Source organism: Rhizobium sp. LEGMi-198b (genome assembly GCF_054114205.1).
The window spans coordinates 1,109,117-1,127,789 of the sequence record NZ_JBSYVH010000001.1; the positions used below are offsets into that span (position 1 = coordinate 1,109,117).

Annotated in this window: 16 protein-coding genes and 1 pseudogene; 11 read left to right on the forward strand and 6 right to left on the reverse strand. The window is 60.8% G+C overall.

Annotated features, from left to right (window positions below; genetic code table 11):
- Positions 1 to 86: 86 nt before the first annotated feature.
- The 3 genes from ACXHXG_RS05420 to coaBC all read left to right on the forward strand — a co-directional run bounded on the left by ACXHXG_RS05420 (position 87) and on the right by coaBC (position 3,186).
- Positions 87 to 851, forward strand: a complete 765-nt coding sequence (locus tag ACXHXG_RS05420; protein ID WP_457898662.1) for an SDR family oxidoreductase — start codon at positions 87 to 89, stop codon at positions 849 to 851.
- A 151-nt stretch (positions 852 to 1,002) separates the two neighbouring features.
- Positions 1,003 to 1,899 (forward strand): LysR family transcriptional regulator, encoded by an 897-nt coding sequence (locus ACXHXG_RS05425; protein WP_457898663.1) that lies wholly within the window; start codon positions 1,003 to 1,005, stop codon positions 1,897 to 1,899.
- A 75-nt stretch (positions 1,900 to 1,974) separates the two neighbouring features.
- On the forward strand, positions 1,975 to 3,186 hold the full coding sequence (coaBC, locus tag ACXHXG_RS05430) for a bifunctional phosphopantothenoylcysteine decarboxylase/phosphopantothenate--cysteine ligase CoaBC (protein WP_457898664.1): 1,212 nt from the start codon (positions 1,975 to 1,977) through the stop codon (positions 3,184 to 3,186).
- Here coaBC and ACXHXG_RS05435 read toward each other — a convergent pair.
- Positions 3,173 to 3,991 (reverse strand): class II glutamine amidotransferase, encoded by an 819-nt coding sequence (locus ACXHXG_RS05435; RefSeq protein WP_457898665.1) that lies wholly within the window; start codon positions 3,989 to 3,991, stop codon positions 3,173 to 3,175. The genes coaBC and ACXHXG_RS05435 overlap by 14 nt on opposite strands.
- Before the next feature lie 908 nt (positions 3,992 to 4,899).
- On the opposite strand from ACXHXG_RS05435, the gene otsB reads away from it, so the two are divergent.
- Both otsB and otsA read left to right on the forward strand, forming a co-directional pair.
- Complete coding sequence (gene otsB / locus ACXHXG_RS05440; RefSeq protein WP_457898666.1) at positions 4,900 to 5,694, forward strand: trehalose-phosphatase; 795 nt, start codon at positions 4,900 to 4,902, stop codon at positions 5,692 to 5,694.
- A 54-nt stretch (positions 5,695 to 5,748) separates the two neighbouring features.
- Positions 5,749 to 7,125 carry an alpha,alpha-trehalose-phosphate synthase (UDP-forming) gene (otsA, locus tag ACXHXG_RS05445; protein ID WP_285168997.1) on the forward strand — a complete coding sequence of 459 codons (1,377 nt, stop codon included), beginning with the start codon at positions 5,749 to 5,751 and terminating at the stop codon, positions 7,123 to 7,125.
- Between the two features lie 10 nt (positions 7,126 to 7,135).
- On the opposite strand, the gene ACXHXG_RS05450 is transcribed toward otsA, so the two are convergent.
- On the reverse strand, positions 7,136 to 8,038 hold the full coding sequence (locus tag ACXHXG_RS05450) for a choline sulfate utilization transcriptional regulator (protein WP_457898667.1): 903 nt from the start codon (positions 8,036 to 8,038) through the stop codon (positions 7,136 to 7,138).
- Between the two features lie 97 nt (positions 8,039 to 8,135).
- On the opposite strand from ACXHXG_RS05450, the gene ACXHXG_RS05455 reads away from it, so the two are divergent.
- Both ACXHXG_RS05455 and betC read left to right on the forward strand, forming a co-directional pair.
- Positions 8,136 to 9,083 (forward strand): choline ABC transporter substrate-binding protein, encoded by a 948-nt coding sequence (locus ACXHXG_RS05455; protein ID WP_457898668.1) that lies wholly within the window; start codon positions 8,136 to 8,138, stop codon positions 9,081 to 9,083.
- A gap of 20 nt (positions 9,084 to 9,103) precedes the next feature.
- Positions 9,104 to 10,618, forward strand: coding sequence for a choline-sulfatase (gene betC, locus ACXHXG_RS05460; RefSeq protein ID WP_457898669.1), 1,515 nt, complete (start codon positions 9,104 to 9,106; stop codon positions 10,616 to 10,618).
- An 80-nt stretch (positions 10,619 to 10,698) separates the two neighbouring features.
- Here the strand turns inward: betC and tsaA are convergent.
- Positions 10,699 to 11,222 (reverse strand): annotated as a pseudogene (gene tsaA, locus ACXHXG_RS05465) (tRNA (N6-threonylcarbamoyladenosine(37)-N6)-methyltransferase TrmO).
- Positions 11,223 to 11,572: 350 nt separating this feature from the next.
- Here tsaA and ACXHXG_RS05470 point away from each other — a divergent pair.
- The gene (locus ACXHXG_RS05470) at positions 11,573 to 14,050 is read left to right on the forward strand and encodes a phospholipase C/P1 nuclease family protein (protein ID WP_457898670.1); all 2,478 of its coding nucleotides are present in this window, start codon (positions 11,573 to 11,575) and stop codon (positions 14,048 to 14,050) included.
- Positions 14,051 to 14,082: 32 nt separating this feature from the next.
- Here ACXHXG_RS05470 and ACXHXG_RS05475 read toward each other — a convergent pair whose 3' ends face one another.
- Positions 14,083 to 15,666 (reverse strand): peptide chain release factor 3, encoded by a 1,584-nt coding sequence (locus tag ACXHXG_RS05475; protein WP_104821766.1) that lies wholly within the window; start codon positions 15,664 to 15,666, stop codon positions 14,083 to 14,085.
- A 92-nt stretch (positions 15,667 to 15,758) separates the two neighbouring features.
- Between ACXHXG_RS05475 and dut the strand changes: the two genes are divergently transcribed.
- On the forward strand, positions 15,759 to 16,229 hold the full coding sequence (gene dut, locus ACXHXG_RS05480) for a dUTP diphosphatase (RefSeq protein ID WP_457898671.1): 471 nt from the start codon (positions 15,759 to 15,761) through the stop codon (positions 16,227 to 16,229).
- 10 nt (positions 16,230 to 16,239) lie between these two features.
- Here dut and ACXHXG_RS05485 read toward each other — a convergent pair whose 3' ends face one another.
- Entirely contained in the window at positions 16,240 to 16,704 is a 465-nt protein-coding gene (locus ACXHXG_RS05485) for an Lrp/AsnC family transcriptional regulator (RefSeq protein WP_457898672.1), read from the reverse strand.
- A gap of 109 nt (positions 16,705 to 16,813) precedes the next feature.
- Between ACXHXG_RS05485 and ACXHXG_RS05490 the strand changes: the two genes are divergently transcribed.
- Both ACXHXG_RS05490 and ACXHXG_RS05495 read left to right on the forward strand, forming a co-directional pair.
- Positions 16,814 to 17,728, forward strand: coding sequence for a DMT family transporter (locus ACXHXG_RS05490; protein ID WP_457898673.1), 915 nt, complete (start codon positions 16,814 to 16,816; stop codon positions 17,726 to 17,728).
- Positions 17,725 to 18,027: an NIPSNAP family protein gene (locus ACXHXG_RS05495; RefSeq protein WP_285169005.1), complete on the forward strand. Its 303-nt coding sequence runs from the start codon at positions 17,725 to 17,727 to the stop codon at positions 18,025 to 18,027. Before ACXHXG_RS05490 ends, ACXHXG_RS05495 begins: the two co-directional genes overlap by 4 nt.
- Here the strand turns inward: ACXHXG_RS05495 and ACXHXG_RS05500 are convergent, their stop codons facing one another.
- Complete coding sequence (locus ACXHXG_RS05500; protein ID WP_104821761.1) at positions 18,028 to 18,660, reverse strand: LysE family translocator; 633 nt, start codon at positions 18,658 to 18,660, stop codon at positions 18,028 to 18,030. It abuts the gene before it with no gap.
- Positions 18,661 to 18,673 lie beyond the last annotated feature (13 nt).

Genomic DNA, 18,673 nt, shown 5'->3' on the forward strand with positions numbered 1-18,673 from the left:
TAAAGACTAATCCGAACGATCGAAAAACACCATTCTCTTTGCATCGGACGGAACAACAGACACGTCCTCACACAGGAGATGGAACAATGAACCGCTTGAATGGAAAAGTCGCAATCGTCACCGGCGCAAGCTCGGGCATCGGGCGCGCTACAGCGAAACTCTTTGCTGCCGAAGGCGCCAAGGTTATTGTCGGCGCCCGCAGAGGGGCCGAACTGGAAAGCCTTGTCGCGGAAATCAAGGCCGCGGGCGGCGAAGCTGCGGCACTTGCCGGCGATGTGCGCTCGGAAGATTATCACAAGGCGCTGGTCGCCCTCGCCGTCGAGCGCTATGGCAAACTCGACATCGCCTTCAACAATGCCGGCACGCTGGGCGAAGCCGGCCCGAGCACCGAGGTTTCGGAGGCAGGCTTTGCCGACACATTGGCAATCAACCTCACCGCTTCGTTCCTTGCGGCAAAGCACCAGATCGGCGAAATGGTCAAGCATGGCGGTGGTTCAGTGATCTTCACGTCGACCTTTGTGGGCTACAGCTTTGCCTTCCCCGGCGTTGCCGCCTATGCCGCCAGCAAGTCCGGCCTGATCGGCCTGACCCAGGCACTCGCTGCCGAATTCGGCTCGCGGAATGTGCGCGTCAATGCCGTGCTGCCGGGCGCGGTCGATACGGACATGTATCGCGAGATGAACGATACCCCCGACAAGCAGGGCTTCGTCACCAATCTGCATGCGCTGAAGCGTGTCGCTGGCCCCGACGAGCTTGCCCGCTCGGTCCTCTACCTCGCCTCCGACGATGCGAGCTTCGTCACCGGTACTGCATCGCTGGTCGATGGCGGCGCCTCGATCACGCGCACGTAATCGACGGCGGAACGAGCAATCGCCGAGGTCCGAACCCCGGGTGACTGAAGCGAGGCTGCGGAGCTTCTCCGCGGCCCTTCCGCATTCGAAAGACTTTGACTGAAATGTGCCGCCCCTCCATGATTGCTGACGGAAAATCATGGATGGAACGATGTTCGACGGACGATTGCTGAATGGCGTCAGCGTGCTGGCAGCCGTAGTGGAAGGCGGCAGCTTCGTGCGGGCGGCGGAAGCACTTGGCCTCACGCCCTCCGGGGTCAGCCGGGCAGTTTCGCGGCTGGAGGCGCGCATCGGCGTGCGCCTGCTGGACCGCGCGACGCGAGCGCTGCGGCTGACGGATGATGGGGCTCGTTTCTACGAGCAGGTGGTGCCGCTGCTCGGCGGCATCGAGGAGGCCGCCACGACGGTAGCCGGCGTCGCTCAATCCGTGCGTGGCCGCCTGCGTATCAATGTCGATCCCTATTTCTCTCGCCTCATCTTGGCGCCGCGCCTCGGCGCCTTCCTCGATCGCTATCCCGAGCTGCAGATCGAAATCCTGACCCGCAACGCGATCGGCGATCTCGTAGCCGACGGCATAGATGTCGCCCTGCGCTTCGGCGAGCCGCCGCAGACCTCGCTTATTGCCCGGTTGCTTCTGGAAACCCGCGTGATCACGGTCGCAGCACCCGCCTATATCGAGCGCTATGGCAGGCCGAAAACGCCGGCCGACGTCGCGAACCATCTCTGTATCCATTATCAGGATCCGCGCACCGGGCGCGCATTCGAATGGGAATTCCGGCGCGGGCGCAAGGTCATCCCCGTCGAGACGCGCGGCCGCATCCTGGTCAATGACGCCGGGACGACGTTGGGAACCTGTCTTGCGGGCCTCGGCATCGCCCAAGTCTTCACGCTTGGCATTGCGGATTTTCTGGAGCGCGGAGAGCTTGTCGACCTTTTCCCCGACTGGAAGGACGAGCTTTATCCGCTTTATGCCTTCTACCCGTCCCGTCATCACGTGCCGGCAAAGGTGCGTGCCTTCATCGACTTCTGCGTCGACATTCTCGGCTGACCATCAGAGCCGATTGCCTATTGTGCGCCAAAGGCTTAGGTTCATGAGCATAAAAACAGGCGACGGGTTCGGGCCATGGTTCTCGCGGGAAAACGCATCCTTCTCATCATTTCCGGGGGCATCGCGGCCTATAAGAGCCTCGACCTGATCCGGCGGCTGCGCGAACGCGGCGCCACAGTCCGCCCGATCATGACATCGGGGGCACAGGAATTCATCACGCCGCTTGCCGTCGGCGCACTGGCGGCAGACCATGTCTTCACCGACCTGTTTTCCCGACAGGACGAGCAGGATGTCGGCCATATCAGGCTGGCGCGCGACTGCGATCTGGTGCTCATTGCGCCGGCAACGGCCGATCTCTTGGCCAAGATGGCCAATGGCTTGGCGGACGACCTTGCGTCGACCGTGCTGCTCGCGACCGATCGGCCGGTGCTCGCAGCGCCTGCCATGAATCCGAAGATGTGGGCGCATCCGGCGACGAAGCGCAACATCGAGATCTTGAGGGGCGACGGCATCCGTTTCGTCGGGCCGATGTCCGGGGAAATGGCTGAGGGCAAGGAGGCCGGCACCGGCCGCATGGCCGAGCCACTGGAGATCGTCGCTGCCGCCGAAATGCGACTGGACGACGGTGCAAGGCCACTCGCCGGCAGAAAGGCCGTCGTCACGTCGGGTCCGACGCATGAGCCGATCGACCCCGTACGCTATATCGCCAACCGGTCCTCCGGCCGGCAAGGCCATGCCATTGCCTCGGCGCTTGCCGCCCTCGGGGCCGACGTCACGCTCGTTTCCGGGCCTGTCTCGATCCCCGATCCGATGGGCATGCATGTTGTTCATGTCGAGCGGGCGGAGGAAATGCGCGATGCCGTGCTTTCAGCCCTTCCGGCCGATATTGCCGTAATGGTCGCGGCTGTCGCCGACTGGCGCGTCGCCTCTGCCGCCGATCAGAAGATCAAGAAACATCCGGGCGAATCCATTCCGACGCTGGCGCTCACGGAAAATCCCGACATCCTGAAAACCGTCGGCCATCACACGCAGCGGCCGAAACTCGTCATCGGCTTTGCGGCCGAAACGCAGGATGTGGAGGCGAATGCCAGGGCGAAGCTGGAACGTAAGGGTGCCGATATGATCGTCGCCAACGATGTCTCGCCGGCAACCGGTATCATGGGCGGCACGCGCAACAGCGTGAAACTCATCCGCCATGACGGCGTGGAGCAATGGCCCGATCTCGATAAGGACGAAGTGGCGGCGCGTCTGGCGGCTTTGATTGCCGAACAGTTCAAGCAGGGATAGTGACGGGCGTCTGCGGTCCGGTGGAGGATGCGCGCGTTTCCGGCTGGAAGGGCGTGATGTGAACGCCCATATCGTCGATCAAGACGGCGCTGCCATCCGGAATTTCCGTCCAGGCATCGATATCGTCGTTCAGCGGCTCGGAGACGAGGCAATAGCCGATGCCGACAGGCGAGGCGTAAAGCGTCGGCGCCTTGCGATCGGTGGCGTAGCGCACCGCATGCAGCGACTTGCCATCGGAAAAAGCGGCCGTGAAGCGCACCAGCGCCGAGCCGGTCAGATGAACCGACAGGCCCTCGACAAAACCAATGGTTTCCGCGATCGCGGCGAACGGATTGGTTGCAAGACCGAATTGCAGCGCCAGCAGGAACATGAGTTCGGAATCCGTCGTGCCGCCGCGGGCGTGGAAAAGCTGATCATCGAGCATCGTTTCCATCGGCCGGCGCAAACGGTCGAAATTGGAAATCTGCCCGTTGTGCTGGAAGGACCAGTTCTCGTAGACGAACGGGTGGCAATTGTCGCGCCGCGTACCGCCGCCGGTTGCGGCGCGGACGTGGGCGAGAAAGAGCGATGAACGGATCTGCCGTGCCAAGCTCTTCAGATTGCAATCGGACCAAGCCGGAAGGATGTCACGATAACGGCCCGGCTCCGGCCGGTCGCCATACCAGGCAATGCCGAATCCGTCGCCGTTAGTCGCCGTCTTGGCGCGCGTTGCGCAATGGGATTGTTCGATGAGGGAGTGGGCAGGCGAAGACACCAGCTCCTCCAGATAGAGGGGGTCTCCACGATAGGCTGCCCAGCGACACATGCGTCTTTCGCTCCAATTCCCGCTTGCTTCCTGTCCCGCGGGAGAATGTCAAAATCAAGGACGATTGTTTGTGCGGAATAGGTAATAAACTCTTAATTTACCAAGGATTGATGGTTGAAGGTGACAGATTCTTGACACGCCGTCCGATCACATTTCGGCGTCGCAGCATTATTCTTTTGTGACCATGCCTGCTTCGAATCGGCTTTTTCGGCCTCTCGCTGCCTAGCTTGATGAAAATGTCGGCTTGGCCTATATTCTTGGAGTGAGGGGCAGGTTGCAGCCCACCCCTCTCTATTTCGCTGTTAGAAAGCTACCCGGACTTCAAGCTGCCAGCTAGTCCGGGTTTTTCTTATGCGAAACGTGATGCTAAGTGGAAACCACATAGCTCACCTCCTTGTTGACGGCGAGGCCGATCGCCACGGTCGAGGTTGCCCATCTTCCCCGATCCTGCCCGCTGGCACGGACAGGCGCTGCTTTCACTGCCAACTGCCGCAATCAATATCACGCAAAAGTTGAACGAAGCCTTGGGTTTCAATGCGACACGAAGAGTGAAGCGTCTCGCCCTCTGCACTCTTGAATTCAGCAAAATTTGAGTTACGTTAGGCATATCGTCAACGTAGCGAAAGGAAGGTGATCCAATGTCTAGTGAGATTTCGGTCCGCGTATCAGGCATGGAAATGGTTGTGAGCGTTGCGAGGCAGCCCTCGCTCTGATCGAGCCTTCCGGAAGCGTCTTCGCTTCAGGCCAGTTACGGGCCAAAACTCATGGAAGGGTCGCTTCGCGCGGCCCTTTTTTGCATCTATCGGTTGCCGATATCGCGGCGCTTCGGGCTCTCTTTCCCGGAATAAACGTTTTCGTGTAGTCGTTTTTCTCTTGCCGAACGGAAAGCGCGCCATAGCTAAGCTTCCATGACTTACAAGGAACAGCCCGAACAGGGTGAAGCCGAACCCGCGCCGCCGAATGAGCCGGCGCTCACCGCACTCTCATTGTATCCTCACGAATGGGCGCTGTTCCTCGACATAGACGGAACATTGCTCGACCTCGCCGAGACCCCGGAAGCAATCGTGGTGCCTCCATCCCTGCCCTTTGTGCTTCAGACGCTCTCCCGCCAGCTCGGCGGTGCGCTGGCGCTGGTGACCGGGCGCGGGGTTGGCTTTGTGGATCCTCTGTTTACTCCCTTCCACTTCTCCGTCGCCGGCCTGCACGGCGCCGAACGGCGCGATGCGGCAGGACGCTTGCGGCGCGCGCTGATCCCGCCTGCCTTCCAGGAGATGAAGCGCATGATCACGCGGGAGGTCGAGGCCTGGCCTGGCGTTCTTGTCGAAGATAAGGGGGCGGCGGTCGCCGTTCACTACCGCCTGGCACCCGCGCGCCAAGCCGACGTCGCCGAAGCGATGCAGCGCTATCTGCAGGAAGCCGGCCCGGACTGGATCCTGCAGCACGGCAAGCTCGTGGTCGAAATTTGCCCCGCGCATGCGAGCAAAGGGCATGCTGTCGAAGCCTTTCTCAACGAGCCTCCCTTCAACGGGCGGCGGCCGCTCGCGATCGGTGACGACGTCACCGACGAGACCATGTTCGCGGTCGCCAACCGCCTCGGCGGTCAATCCGTGCGCGTCGGCTCGCCCAGCGGCAAGACGCTGGCACGCGCATCCATTCCCTCGCCCGCGCGTTTAAGAGAGATACTCGCAGCGCTAGCCAAATAATCATTTTTTGGTCATTTCGGCCTACCGCCGCGGCCCTCTCGAAAGGAGCATTCCGTGAGTCGTCTCATCATTGTTTCCAACCGCGTTTCCGTCCCTGACAACCAAGGTGCGGCGGCGGCCGGCGGGCTTGCCGTGGCGCTGCAAGCTGCCCTTGCCGAACGCGGCGGCGTGTGGATGGGCTGGTCGGGCAAATCGAGCGGCGATGTCGAGCCCGAACCGCTGGTGCTGACTGAAGACGGCAATATCACCTACGCGCTGACCGATCTCACCCAGACCGATGTCGAGGAATATTACCAAGGCTTCGCAAATCGCGTGCTCTGGCCGATCTGCCACTACCGGCTGGACCTGGCCGAATATGGCCGCAAGGAAATGGCCAGCTATTTCCGCGTCAATCGTTTCTTCGCCCATCGGCTGGCGCCGCTGGTTGAGCCCGACGATATCATCTGGGTGCATGACTACCACCTCATTCCGCTGGCGGCGGAGCTGAGGCAAATGGGGTTCAAGAACCGCATCGGTTTCTTCCTGCACATTCCCTGGCCGCCGGCCGACGTGCTTTTCACAATGCCGGTGCACGAAGAAATCATGCGAGGCCTCTCCTCCTATGACCTCCTCGGCTTCCAGACCAAATACGATCTGGAAAATTTCGCCGGCTGCCTGAAGCGCGAGGGCATGGGGGTCGAAAACAGTCCGGGCCATTTCAGTGCCCACGGCCACAACTTCCGCGGCGGTGCCTATTCGATCGGCATCGAGACCGCTGCCTTCGCCGCCTTCGCCCGCAAGGCCGCAGCCCACAGCATGGTGCGCAAGGCGCAGCAAAGCATCGAAGGCCGCGACCTGATCATCGGCGTCGACCGGCTCGATTACTCCAAAGGGATCACGCAGCGCATCGACGCATTCGAGCGTTTCATCGTTAACAATCCAGCCCATCAGCGCCGCGTCACCTATCTGCAGATCACGCCGAAATCGCGCTCGGAAGTACCCGAATACGAGGCGATGCAGCATGCCGTCGCCGAGCAGGCCGGCCGGGTCAACGGCGCGATCGGCACCGTCGACTGGGTGCCGATCCGCTATATCAACCGCTCGATTAGCCGACCGGTGCTGGCCGGCCTCTACCGGCTGGCGAAAGTCGGCCTGGTGACGCCGCTGCGCGACGGCATGAACCTCGTCGCCAAGGAATATGTGGCGGCGCAGGATCCCGACGATCCCGGCGTGCTGGTGCTCTCGCGTTTCGCCGGATCGGCGCGCGAACTGAAAGGCGCCTTGCTGGTCAACCCCTATGATGTCGACGGCACGGCAAATGCCTTGGCGCGGGGCATCAATATGCCGCTGGAAGAACGGCGTGAACGCTGGCGCGGCATGATGGACCATCTGCTGGAAAACGATGTTTCGCGCTGGTGCGATACTTTCCTCGCAGATCTGCGGGCAGAGTGACGGGCACCGGCTACATAGCCGCGGCTTCCCTGACGAGCCATTCCGTCAACTGTTCCGCATGCATGCTCTGCGACTTCGGCGGCAGAAGCCAATAGCCGCGGTTCGATCCGTCCAGCACCGGACCGGCGGTCACCAGCATGCGCCCGGCCAGCAGCGAATCCACCAGTCCCATCCAGCCGAGCGCCAATCCCTGCTCACCGATCGCCGCCTGAACGACCAGTGAATAGGTGTTGAACCGCAGATCGCCATGGCCGGCATAGCTGTCGCGGCTGATGCCAAGTTCGGCGAAATAGCTCTTCCAATCGAACCAGGGCGACGGTGTTTCCGTGTCCAGATGCACAAGCGTCGCTTGCGCCAGGCGGCTTGGATCGCTGAAAGGACCGTATTTGTCGACGAAGCCCTGCGCACAGATCGGCGCCACCCTCTCAGGCAACAACAATAAGGCTTCCGGCCCGAACTCCTCCCGTGCGCCAAAGACGACGGCGACGTCGTCGCTTTCCGCATGGCCACGCTCCTGTCGCTGCGTCGCGACGATCTGAATATCCAGCTCCGGATGAAGGAGACGAAACCGATGCATACGGGGGATCAGCCATAGCGCCGAGAAGGCATAATCGGTCCGAAGCCGCACTGTCGGCCGCTGCACCTCGGCGCGAAAGCTGCGCACCAGTGAATCGACGCCGCCAACCGCCTTCTCCACGACCTCGAATAGGCGGCGACCTTCCGGGGACAGTTCAACACCGCGATGCTGGCGATGAAAGAGCGTCACGCCCATCTGCTCCTCGATCCGCCGGATCTGATAGCTGACCGCCGGCTGGGTCAGCCCGAGGCTTGCCGCCGCGGACGATAGGCTGCCCGAGCGCCCTACCTCGACAAAAATCCGCAGCCATCCGAGGTCCACGGGCCGCTCAGCCATAGAAATTCCTTTTACCATCCATCGAAAAAAGCCCGCTTCACAGGCCGAATGCTAGTGATGTTCAATAAAATGAGCAAATATAAAGGGAACTGTCATCATGCGAATTTCTACTATCGGCCGGCTTGCTGTCGGCGCGCTCCTTTCCGCATTTTCGTTCGCCGGCATCGCCAGGGCCGATGGCGATGCCTGCCGCACCATCCATCTGTCCGATCCCGGTTGGACCGACATCACCTCGACCAACGGCGTCACGGGCGTGCTGCTCGGCGCGCTCGGCTATGAGCCGGACATCAAGACGCTTTCCGTGCCGATCGGCTATCAATCGATGAAGACCGGCGAAACCGACGTCTTCCTCGGCAATTGGATGCCGGCGCAGAAGGCCTTCGTCGACGACCTCAACAAAGCCAAAGCCATCGAAGTGCTGAACCGCAATCTTCAGGGCGCGAAATTCACCCTCGCCGTTCCGACCTATGTCGCGGACAAGGGCATCAAGAATTTTGCCGACCTGCAGAAGCATGCCGACGAATTCGACCACAAGATCTACGGCATCGAACCCGGCGCGCCGGCCAATGCCAATATCCAGAAGATGATCGATGCCAACGATTTCGGCTTGAAGGGCTGGGAATTGGTGGAATCGAGCGAGCAGGCGATGCTGTCGCAGGTCGAGCGCGCCGGCAAGGACAAGCAGGCGATCGTTTTCCTCGCCTGGGCGCCGCATCCGATGAATGAGCGTTTCCAGATTGCCTATCTCGCAGGCGGCGACGCCTATTTCGGTCCGGACTACGGCGGCGCACAGGTCTATACGCTGGCACGCACGGGCTGGGCGGCCGCCTGCCCGAACGCAGCGAAATTGTTCCACAATCTAACCTTCGACATCGGCATGGAAAATTCGCTGATGGGTTCGATCCTCGGCGGCGAGGATGCAAAGACCGCGGCAACCGCTTGGCTGAAGGCGCATCCGGAGGCTATGACACCCTGGCTCGCCGGCGTGACGACGATCGACGGCAAGCCCGGTCTCGATGCCGTCAAGGTCGCAGTCGGCCTCTGATCCAGTAAAGGACATCCAACATGGCGCGCCCGAACATCCTTATCCTCATGGTCGATCAGTTGAACGGAACATTGTTTCCCGATGGCCCGGCCGATTTTCTCCATGCACCCGTGCTGAAGGCACTGGCGAAACGCTCCGTGCGCTTCGCCAACAGCTATACGGCAAGCCCGCTCTGCGCGCCGGCGCGGGCCTCCTTCACGTCGGGGCAATTGCCGAGCCGCACGCGCGTCTATGACAACGCTGCCGAGTTTGCCTCCGATATCCCGACCTTCGCGCATCATTTGCGGGCGGCGGGCTACCAGACGGCGCTTTCCGGCAAGATGCATTTCGTCGGGCCGGACCAGATGCACGGCTTCGAGGAGCGGCTGACCACCGATATCTATCCCGCCGATTTCGGCTGGACGCCCGACTATACGAAACCGGGCGAGCGCATCGACTGGTGGTACCACAATCTCGGTTCGGTGACCGGGGCCGGCGTCGCCGAAATCACCAACCAGATGGAATATGACGACGAGGTCGCCTATCACGCGACGCGCAAACTGCTCGACCTGTCGCGCGGGCACGACGAGCGGCCCTGGTGCCTGACGGTCAGCTTCACCCATCCGCACGACCCCTATGTCGCCCGCCGCCGTTTCTGGGATCTTTATGAAGACTGCCCGGCGCTTGACCCCGATGTCGCCGAAATCCCCTTTGACAAGCAGGACCCGCATTCGCAACGGCTGATGAAGGCGAGCGATCATACCGCCTTCGACATCACGCCCGAACAAATCCGCCGGGCGCGCCGCGGCTATTTCGCCAATATTTCCTATGTCGATGAGAAGATCGGCGAAATCCTCGACGCGCTGGAGCGCGGCCGCATGGCCGACAACACCATCGTGCTCTTCGTTTCCGATCACGGCGATATGCTCGGCGAACGCGGACTGTGGTTCAAGATGAATTTCTTCGAAGGCTCGGCGCGTGTGCCGTTGATGATCGCCGCGCCCGGCTGGAATGCCCGGCGCGTCGACCAGCCGGTGTCGACGCTCGACGTGACACCGACGCTTGCCGGCCTTGCCGGGCTCGATATCGCCTCGCTGCGGCAATGGACGGATGGGGAGGACCTCGCTCCCCTCGTTCATGGCACCGGAAGCCGTGGCCCGGTGCCAATGGAATATGCGGCAGAAGGATCGGAAGCGCCGCTCGTCTGCTTGCGCGACGGCCGCTACAAGTTGGCGCTCTGCGACAAGGACCCGCCCCTGCTTTTCGATCTCGACGCCGACCCCAAAGAACTGATCAATCTTGCCGACGATCCGGCGCATGCCGAAATCCTGGCGCGGCTGACGGCACAAGCGAAACAGCGCTGGAATCTTTTCACCTTCGACACCGCCGTGCGCGAAAGCCAGGCGCGGCGATGGGTGGTCTATGCGGCCCTGCGCAACGGTGCCTATTATCCCTGGGACTACCAGCCGCTGCAGAAGGCATCCGAGCGCTATATGCGCAACCATATGGATCTGAACGTCTTGGAGGAGAACCAGCGTTTTCCACGGGGCGAATAAGTCATAGTGGCTGTCGGCTGACACCCAAGGTGAGCATGATCTTGTCCGAAAACCCGCTTCACACTTTTCGGGATCATGCTTCACGCCTTCTGACAATAATGCGCCGTCTCGCCGTCGCCGGTCTGGAAATCGCCAGATTGCGGCGGCGCGATCGGTTTGAACAGGCTCCGATCCGGTTTAAGGTCGAGCAGCGGCGTCCCATCCAGGCAATCGAGACCGCGCACAAGCAGGACGGCACCCTCCACAGCCTCGAGCTTGACGATGGAGGTGCCGATCGGGTTTGGTCGCACCGGCGAGCGCAGCGAGAAAGTGCGTGCACCTTGCCATTGCTGGCCGGGCTCTGCAGCACGAGATCGCGCCGCGAGCGGTCCAGCCAATAGAGGATTTCCAGCCGCTCGAAAGTCTCCACGCCCTTCAGCGCCGGCACCCAGGGCTCGAAAATCTCGATGCGGCAGAGTGGCCCGTCATGCCGCCCCTGACGCGGCGTCTCCATCCGGGAGGTCCACGGTGTCGAAATGCGGCCGATGAAGACAAGACCGGCATCTGTCGCTGCCGGCGGCTCAATCGCCACTTCGTTTTCCCGAATTTCGTTTTCGCGGACCATATTTCCCTCCGAAGCGTTGCGGCGCGATCATCCGCAAAATTCACCCGATAGAATAGCTCGTAAAGCCGTACCATGGCATGACGTTATATTCGATGGAATATCGCGAAAGTGCGATTTCCCTGATCGCTGCGCCGCGTCCTGTAATCGGCAATATTAGCCGGCTTTTTGGCCTCTACGGCAGTTGTATTGACGATGGATAAACTGTCACAAAAATTGTAGGATCATGTGTCTCTAATGCAGAATGCCATCACACCAATCGTGATGAAATGCCGTCTGATGCAATCATTTCGCTCTCGGCGCATGCTTTCGAAAGCCACATCCAAACAACTCTGAAACTGGTGGGCGGACCCATGGATATCCTCTTCAAAAGCAGCAGCAATTTTGCCTCTCTTTCCCTCAAGGACCTGGTAGAGGCGCGCGATCTCTTCCACTACCATTTGATGAACAAGAAGAACGTGGTGGCGACCGCGCTGGGTCTTTATAGAATTCGCAAGAGCGATCCCTGGCCCTCCAAGCACGAGGACGCAACGCGCAAGCGTTCTCCGGAGAGCGAGCGACGAACGCTTTTCAACTCGGAAGTACGCCCCTATTCCTGGCCCTGTGTCTATGTCTTCGTGTCCAGTTGGGAATATGAGAAGGACCTGGCGAAGACGAATCCTTCCGATGTCGTCCCCAAGACGCTCTATCTGCCGGACGGGCGAACCGTGCCGGTCTGTGTCATCGAAGCGCGCAAACAGCAGCTATCCAAGGACCTGAAGATCAAGCTCGACGGCCGGACGCCGCGCAATCTGCTCGCGCCAGGCTCGGCCATCATCAACGAGGATGGTCAGGGCATGACCCGTCTGGCGACCGCGGGCTGCGTCGTGCGCGATAGCGAACGCTATTTCGTGATGACCAATCGGCATGTCGTCGGCGAACCGGGGACCGAGATCAGCGCCTTGCAGACCCATCGCCGCCCCAAGATCGGTGTCAGCGCGAAAAAGGGCCTGGGCCGGCAGGACTTTCGAACGATCTATCCGAATTTCGCCTCGACGAACCAGCGCCTGCTGATGGACGTGGGATTGGTGGAACTTGATAACATCCTGCAATGGAAAACCGAGTTTCCGGGCATCGCGCCCATCGGCCCGGTGCTGGACCTTTACGACAACAGCTTCAGCCTCAAGCTGATCACCATGAAAGTGATTGGCCAGTCCGCGGTCACCGGCACTATCAGAGGCGAAATCCACGGCCTGTTCTATCGTTACAAGGCGATGGGCGGATCGGAATATATCAGCGATTTCCTGATCGGCCCGGAGACCTATGGCATCGACAAGGAACGCCTGAAGACTGAGGAGGATGCGGAAGCGCGCAATCCGGCGGAGAATATCAGTCTCGGCGTTCATCATGGCGATTCCGGCACAGTTCTCTTCATCGAGCATGTTGAAAAGACCGACAGCGAGGATACAAAGGTCGTTAAAAAGATCAGCTATTATCCGTTCGCGCTGTTGTGGGGGAAGGAAGAATTCTTCGAAGACGGTGAGAGCCTGTCCCAGCCCTATGCGCTCGCCACATCCCTCAGCACGGCGCTCGATCACCTGGATCTTGATTTCGTACGCGACATCAATCTGGATCAGGATTTCATCTGGGGATGGGTCGGACACTACATTATCGGCCGCTCCCTGCCCTTGTCCGCAGATCTCGTGACATCACAGGAGCTGCAAGGGTTCCTCGACAATAATCTCGATCTCTTGGCGCTCACGCCGGACGCTGCGCTCGGCAACGATCCGCGCGTTCTCGAAAAGGACGATGACGAGGTTCATTTCGTGCCGCTGGCCGACGTTCCCGACAATGTCTGGAAAAGCAATGTCAATTTCATCATGGTGGAAGGACCCGACGGCAAGAAGCAGCGCAAGGTTGGACCCGGCAGTCGCGGCCAGAACGACAATCCGAACCATTTTGCCGATCTGGATCTCCCCTATGAGAATGGCGAGACGTTTCTCGCTCTCAATCAATCCGCGCCGGACACCTACCTCAATCCTAAAGCCTGGATCGACTATTTTGCCGAGATAAAGCCCCAATATGACGCCTGGGCGCAATTGCTCGATCCCAATGCCGACCTGCGCAACAAACATTGGGGAGCTTTGCCCTTCAGAGTTCACCAGCTATTCGACATCATGGTGAAGGCGGCGAGGGATGGCGATGCAGCGATGTTTCTCTGCGCCGGCGGCGTTCTCATCCACTATATGGGCGATGCCTGCCAGCCGCTGCACACTTCCTATCTCTCGCAGGGCGATCCGGCCAAGGTTGTCCCGCGCCCGCGATCCAGCAAAATGAAGCTGGAAGCCGATGGCGTGCATGTGGGCTACGAAGACGACATGATCGCCTATGGTTATCAGCAGAAGAACCTCGGCACGGAACTCAAGCAGCGCATCGCGGATCTTGCAACCGAGCCGATGCCGCCCATCACCGATGGCTATGAGGCCAGCAAGGCGGTCATAGCTCTCATCAGCGCGACGCAAAGAGATATAGCGCCGCGGGATATTGTCGACAAATGGGTTGAGCTCATCGGCAAACCAGCCAAGGAGAAGGCAGCGACGATGTGGGACGGCTTCGGTGACCGCACCATCACCTGCATGGCGCGCGGCACCCGCTATCTGGCGAAGATCTGGCAGGCCGCCTGGGAGCAAGGCAATGGCGACGCCAATATCCAGGCAGCCGCCGCCATCACCGAGGCGACCATTATGGCGCTCTACAACGATCCAGATAAGATGCCATCTGTGGCGCTCGACCGATATCCGGACGATCGGAATTCCGATTGGTCAAAGATAACACGGAAAGTGCAGGCATAGAGCACTGCCGTCGTGCCGGCAAAGAACCGATATCACGCCGCCTTGACGGCGTGATATTCCTTGATGGCGACCATCTTGATAGCCGGGTAACGTTCGGATTCGTAACGCAGCGAAAAGCCGTCCTGGGCGAGGAAGACCGGATCGCCGTCGAGGTCGCGGGCGATATCGCCGCGGCGGGCGGTGACAAACTTGTCGAGATCGCCGGTCTGATCGGCGGAAATCCAGCGGCAGACGGAGAAGCGCGACATTTCGAAGGAGACCGGCAGGCCGTATTCGGCCATCAGCCGCTCTTTCAAGACGTCGAGCTGCAGTGCGCCGACGACGCCGACGATAGCGGGCGAGCCATCTTCCGGCGAGAAGAGCTGCACGACGCCCTCTTCGGCCATCTGCTGCAGCGCTTCTTTCAGCTTCTTTGCCTTCATCGCGTCTTCAAGACGAACGCGGCGCAAGATTTCCGGCGAGAAATTCGGTACGCCTTGGAAGACGAGGGATTCGCCTTCCGTCAGCGTATCGCCAATGCGCAGCGTACCATGATTGGGAATGCCGACGACGTCGCCGGCATAGGCGGTATCGGCGAGCTGACGCTGCGAGGCGAAGAAGAATTGCGGTGCGGTCAAACCAAGCTGCTTGCCGGTGCGCGACAGCCGGGCCTTCATGCCACGCTCCAGCTTGCCGGAGCAGATGCGCGCAAACGCGATACGGTCGCGATGGTTCGGGTCCATGTTCGCCTGGATCTTGAAGACAAAGGCCGTCATCTTGTCGTCAGTCGCCTGCACGGTCCTGATATCGGCGACCTGATCGCGCGGCGGCGGCGCGAAAGCGCCGAGCGCGTTGATGAGATCGCGCACACCGAAATTGCGAAGAGCCGAGCCGAAGAACACCGGCGTCATGTGACCTTCCAGGAAGGATTCCCGGTCGAAGGGACGGCAGGCTTCGATAGCAAGCTCGGTCTCGTCGATGAAGGCTTGCCGCTCATTTTCCGGCAACCGGTCGGCGACGGCCTGCGGGCCGTTGACCCGGGCGGCCTCCACTTCGGTATCGGAGCCACGGACGGTATTATCAGCCAGATGATAGGAGCCGCAGAAGGTCTTCGACCGGCCGATTGGCCAGGTGACCGGCGCGGTGTCCAGCGCCAGCTTCTCTTCCACTTCATCGAGAATTTCGAAGGGGTCGCGGCTTTCGCGGTCCATCTTGTTGATGAAGGTAATGATCGGGATGTCGCGCATGCGGCAGACTTCGAACAGCTTCAGCGTCCGCGGCTCGATGCCCTTGGCAGCATCGATGACCATGACGGCGGCGTCGACCGCGGTCAGCGTGCGATAGGTATCGTCAGCGAAGTCTTCGTGACCGGGCGTATCCAGAATGTTGAAGACGTTGCCGTCATACTCGAAGGTCATGACCGAGGTCACGACCGAGATGCCGCGCTCGCGCTCGATCTTCATCCAGTCGGACCGCGTCTGCATGCGATCCTTCTTTGCCTTGACCTCACCGGCAAGCTGAATGGCGCCGCCGAACAGCAGCAGCTTTTCGGTGAGCGTCGTCTTGCCCGCGTCCGGGTGGGCGATAATAGCGAATGTGCGGCGGCGGGAGACCGCCTCGGCGAGACTTTCGGCCATGCTTGTGAAATCCTGTGAATTGCGGCTGTATCTAGCGATTCAAAGACGGGATTGCAATTGACCTCAGCGATTCCAGCACAAACTAATGCCGCATGACCATTCACACCGATACGCGCCCGACGCTGAACCTCATCCGCTTGGCCCATGGCCAGGGCCTCGATCTGCCGGCCTACGAGACCAAAGGCGCGGCCGGCATGGACCTGCGCGCGGCCGTCGAGGAAGGCGCAACGCTGACGATCGCGCCCGGCAAACGGGCGCTGGTGCCGACCGGTTTCATCTTCGAGATTCCCGATGGTTTCGAAGCCCAGATCCGCCCCCGCTCCGGCCTCGCCTTCAAGCACGGCATCACCTGCCTGAACACGCCCGGCACGATCGACAGCGACTACCGCGGCGAAGTGAAGGTGCTGCTGATCAATCTTGGCGACGAGCCGTTCGACATCACCCGCGGCATGCGCATCGCGCAGATGGTGATCGCGCCGGTAACGCAGGCGCGTGTCGCGGAAATCGCCCACGTCAGCGAAACGACGCGCGGCGCCGGCGGCTTCGGCTCTACCGGCGTGTGACGGCGGAATTTTAGCGGGAGAGCGGCGGCAGGCGCCGTTTGACCGGGGTCGCCTTGATCATCGACGTGTTCGTCTCGGCGCGCTCGGCGATCTTGTCCAGGATGCCGTCCAGTTCGCCCATCGAGCGCACCACAAGGCGGCCGATGAAGCAGTCGTCGCCGGTGACCTTGTCGCATTCGATGAATTCCGGTGTCTCCTGGATGATACGCTCGACCACATGCAATTGACCGGGCAGCGGCCGGATGCGCACGATCGCCTGCAGGGGATAGCCGATCACCTCCGGCGCGATATCCACGGTGAAGGCCGCGATGACACCGCGCTCCTCCAGCCGGCGCAGCCGCTCGGCAGCGCTTGGCGAGGATAATCCAGCGACTTCAGCCAGCTCCTTCAGCGAAATCCGGGCATTGCGGGCCAGGGCCTCCAGCATACGCTGGTCGATCGCGTCGAGCTCTATGGTCGCATTAGGCGCACCCATATTTCCACCTCATATAATTAGGCGCTCTATCCACTACTGTTTATTCAGATTATATCATCCGCTTCCTTCCCGCAATATTATCAGGCTCCGGAAAACGGGGAGCCCGACAATGAACGAGATAAGACGCGGAACAGCGGAAATGACAGCAGCAATGCTGATTTCAGGGACGATCGGCTGGTTCGTGCTGATGTCGGGGCAGCCTGTTACTGGCGTCGTCTTCTGGCGCTGCCTGTTTGGAGCGCTGACACTTCTTGTCATCTGCGGCGCCATGGGTCTGTTGCGCCCCGGCATTCTCAGCCTCAGGACCTTTGCGATCGCCGTCGCCAGCGGTATCGCTATCGTCCTCAATTGGCTGCTGCTTTTCGCTGCCTATTCGCATGCCTCCATCTCGATCGCGACAACGGTCTACAATACGCAACCATTCATGCTGCTCGGCCTCGGCGCGCTGTTTCTCGGCGAAAAGATCACGCTCACCAAGCTTTTCTGGCTGGGTCTCGCCTTTGCCGGCATGGCTGTCATCGTCGAAGGCAAACCCGCGGAGACGGCGGGCATCGGCAGCTATGCCATCGGCATCCTGCTTTCGCTCGGCGCCGCTTTCTTCTATGCGTTGGCCGCTCTGGCCGCCAAATGGCTGAAGGGCACGCCGCCGCATTTGATCGCCCTGATCCAGGTTTCGACCGGCATTCTGATGCTTGCGCCCTTCGCCGATTTCTCGGCTCTGCCGCGGGACGCAGGCGGATGGTCCATTCTGATGACGATGGGCATCGTCCACACCGGCTTGATGTATGTGCTGCTCTACGGCGCGATCCAGAAGCTGCCGACGCATCTGACCGGCGCGCTGTCCTTCATTTATCCGATCGCCGCCATCGTCGTCGATCGCTTCGCCTTCGGCCATGTGCTCGGCATGGCGCAGATCATCGGCGCTGTGATCATTTTGGCCGCGGCGGCCGGCATGAACCTCGGCTGGACGATCGCCTTGCCGCGTCCTAAAAGCGGTCGTCTTTCAAAGGAAGCCACCGAATGATCACCTGCTATATTCGCTATACGATCGATCCTTACAAGCTTGCGGAATTCGAACATTACGCGAAACTCTGGATCCCGCTGGTCAACCGGCTCGGTGGCACGCATCACGGCTATTTCCTGCCGCACGAGGGCGCCAACAATATCGCACTGGCGCTCTTCAGCTTCCCGAGCCTTGCTGCCTACGAGGGCTACCGGCAGGCGATGGCCGAGGATGCCGAATGCCGCGCCGCCTTTGCCTATGCGGAGGAGACGCGTTGCATTGTCAGCTATGAACGCAGCTTCATGCGGCCCGTGTTCTGATCAGCGCTGCGCCTCGAAGGCCATGCGCATGGCGAGCCCGGCCAAGACCGTGCCCATCAGCCAGCGCTGCACCAGCATGAAGGACGGACGGCTTGAGAAGAACAGCGCGACGGAGCCGGCCGTCAGCGCGATGATGGAGTTGAGCGTCACGCTGACGGCAATGTGGGTAAAGCCGAAAATGACGGACTGGTTGAAGACGCTGCCGATCGTGGGATCGATAAACTGCGGCAACAGCGAGAGATAAAGGACCGCGACCTTCGGGTTCAGCAGGCTGGTCACAAGGCCCATGCCGAAGAGTTTGCGCGGTCCGTCCTTTGGGAGATCGCGGACCTGGAAGGCCGAACGGCCGCCCGGCCGCAGTGCATTCCAGGCGAGCCATGCAAGATAGGCGGCGCCGGCAAGACGCAGCGCGTCATAGGCAAAGGGCACGGCGAACAAGAAGGCCGTGATGCCGAGCGCGGCCGAAAGCATGTAGAAGACGAAACCGAGCGCCACACCGCCGAGCGAGATCAGCCCGGCCCCCGGCCCCTGCGAGATCGATCGCGACACCAGATAAATCATGTTCGGCCCGGGCGTCAGCACCATTCCGGCAGCGATCAGGGCAAAGGTGATGATACTGGCGAGATGCGGCATGGAGGTCTCCGGC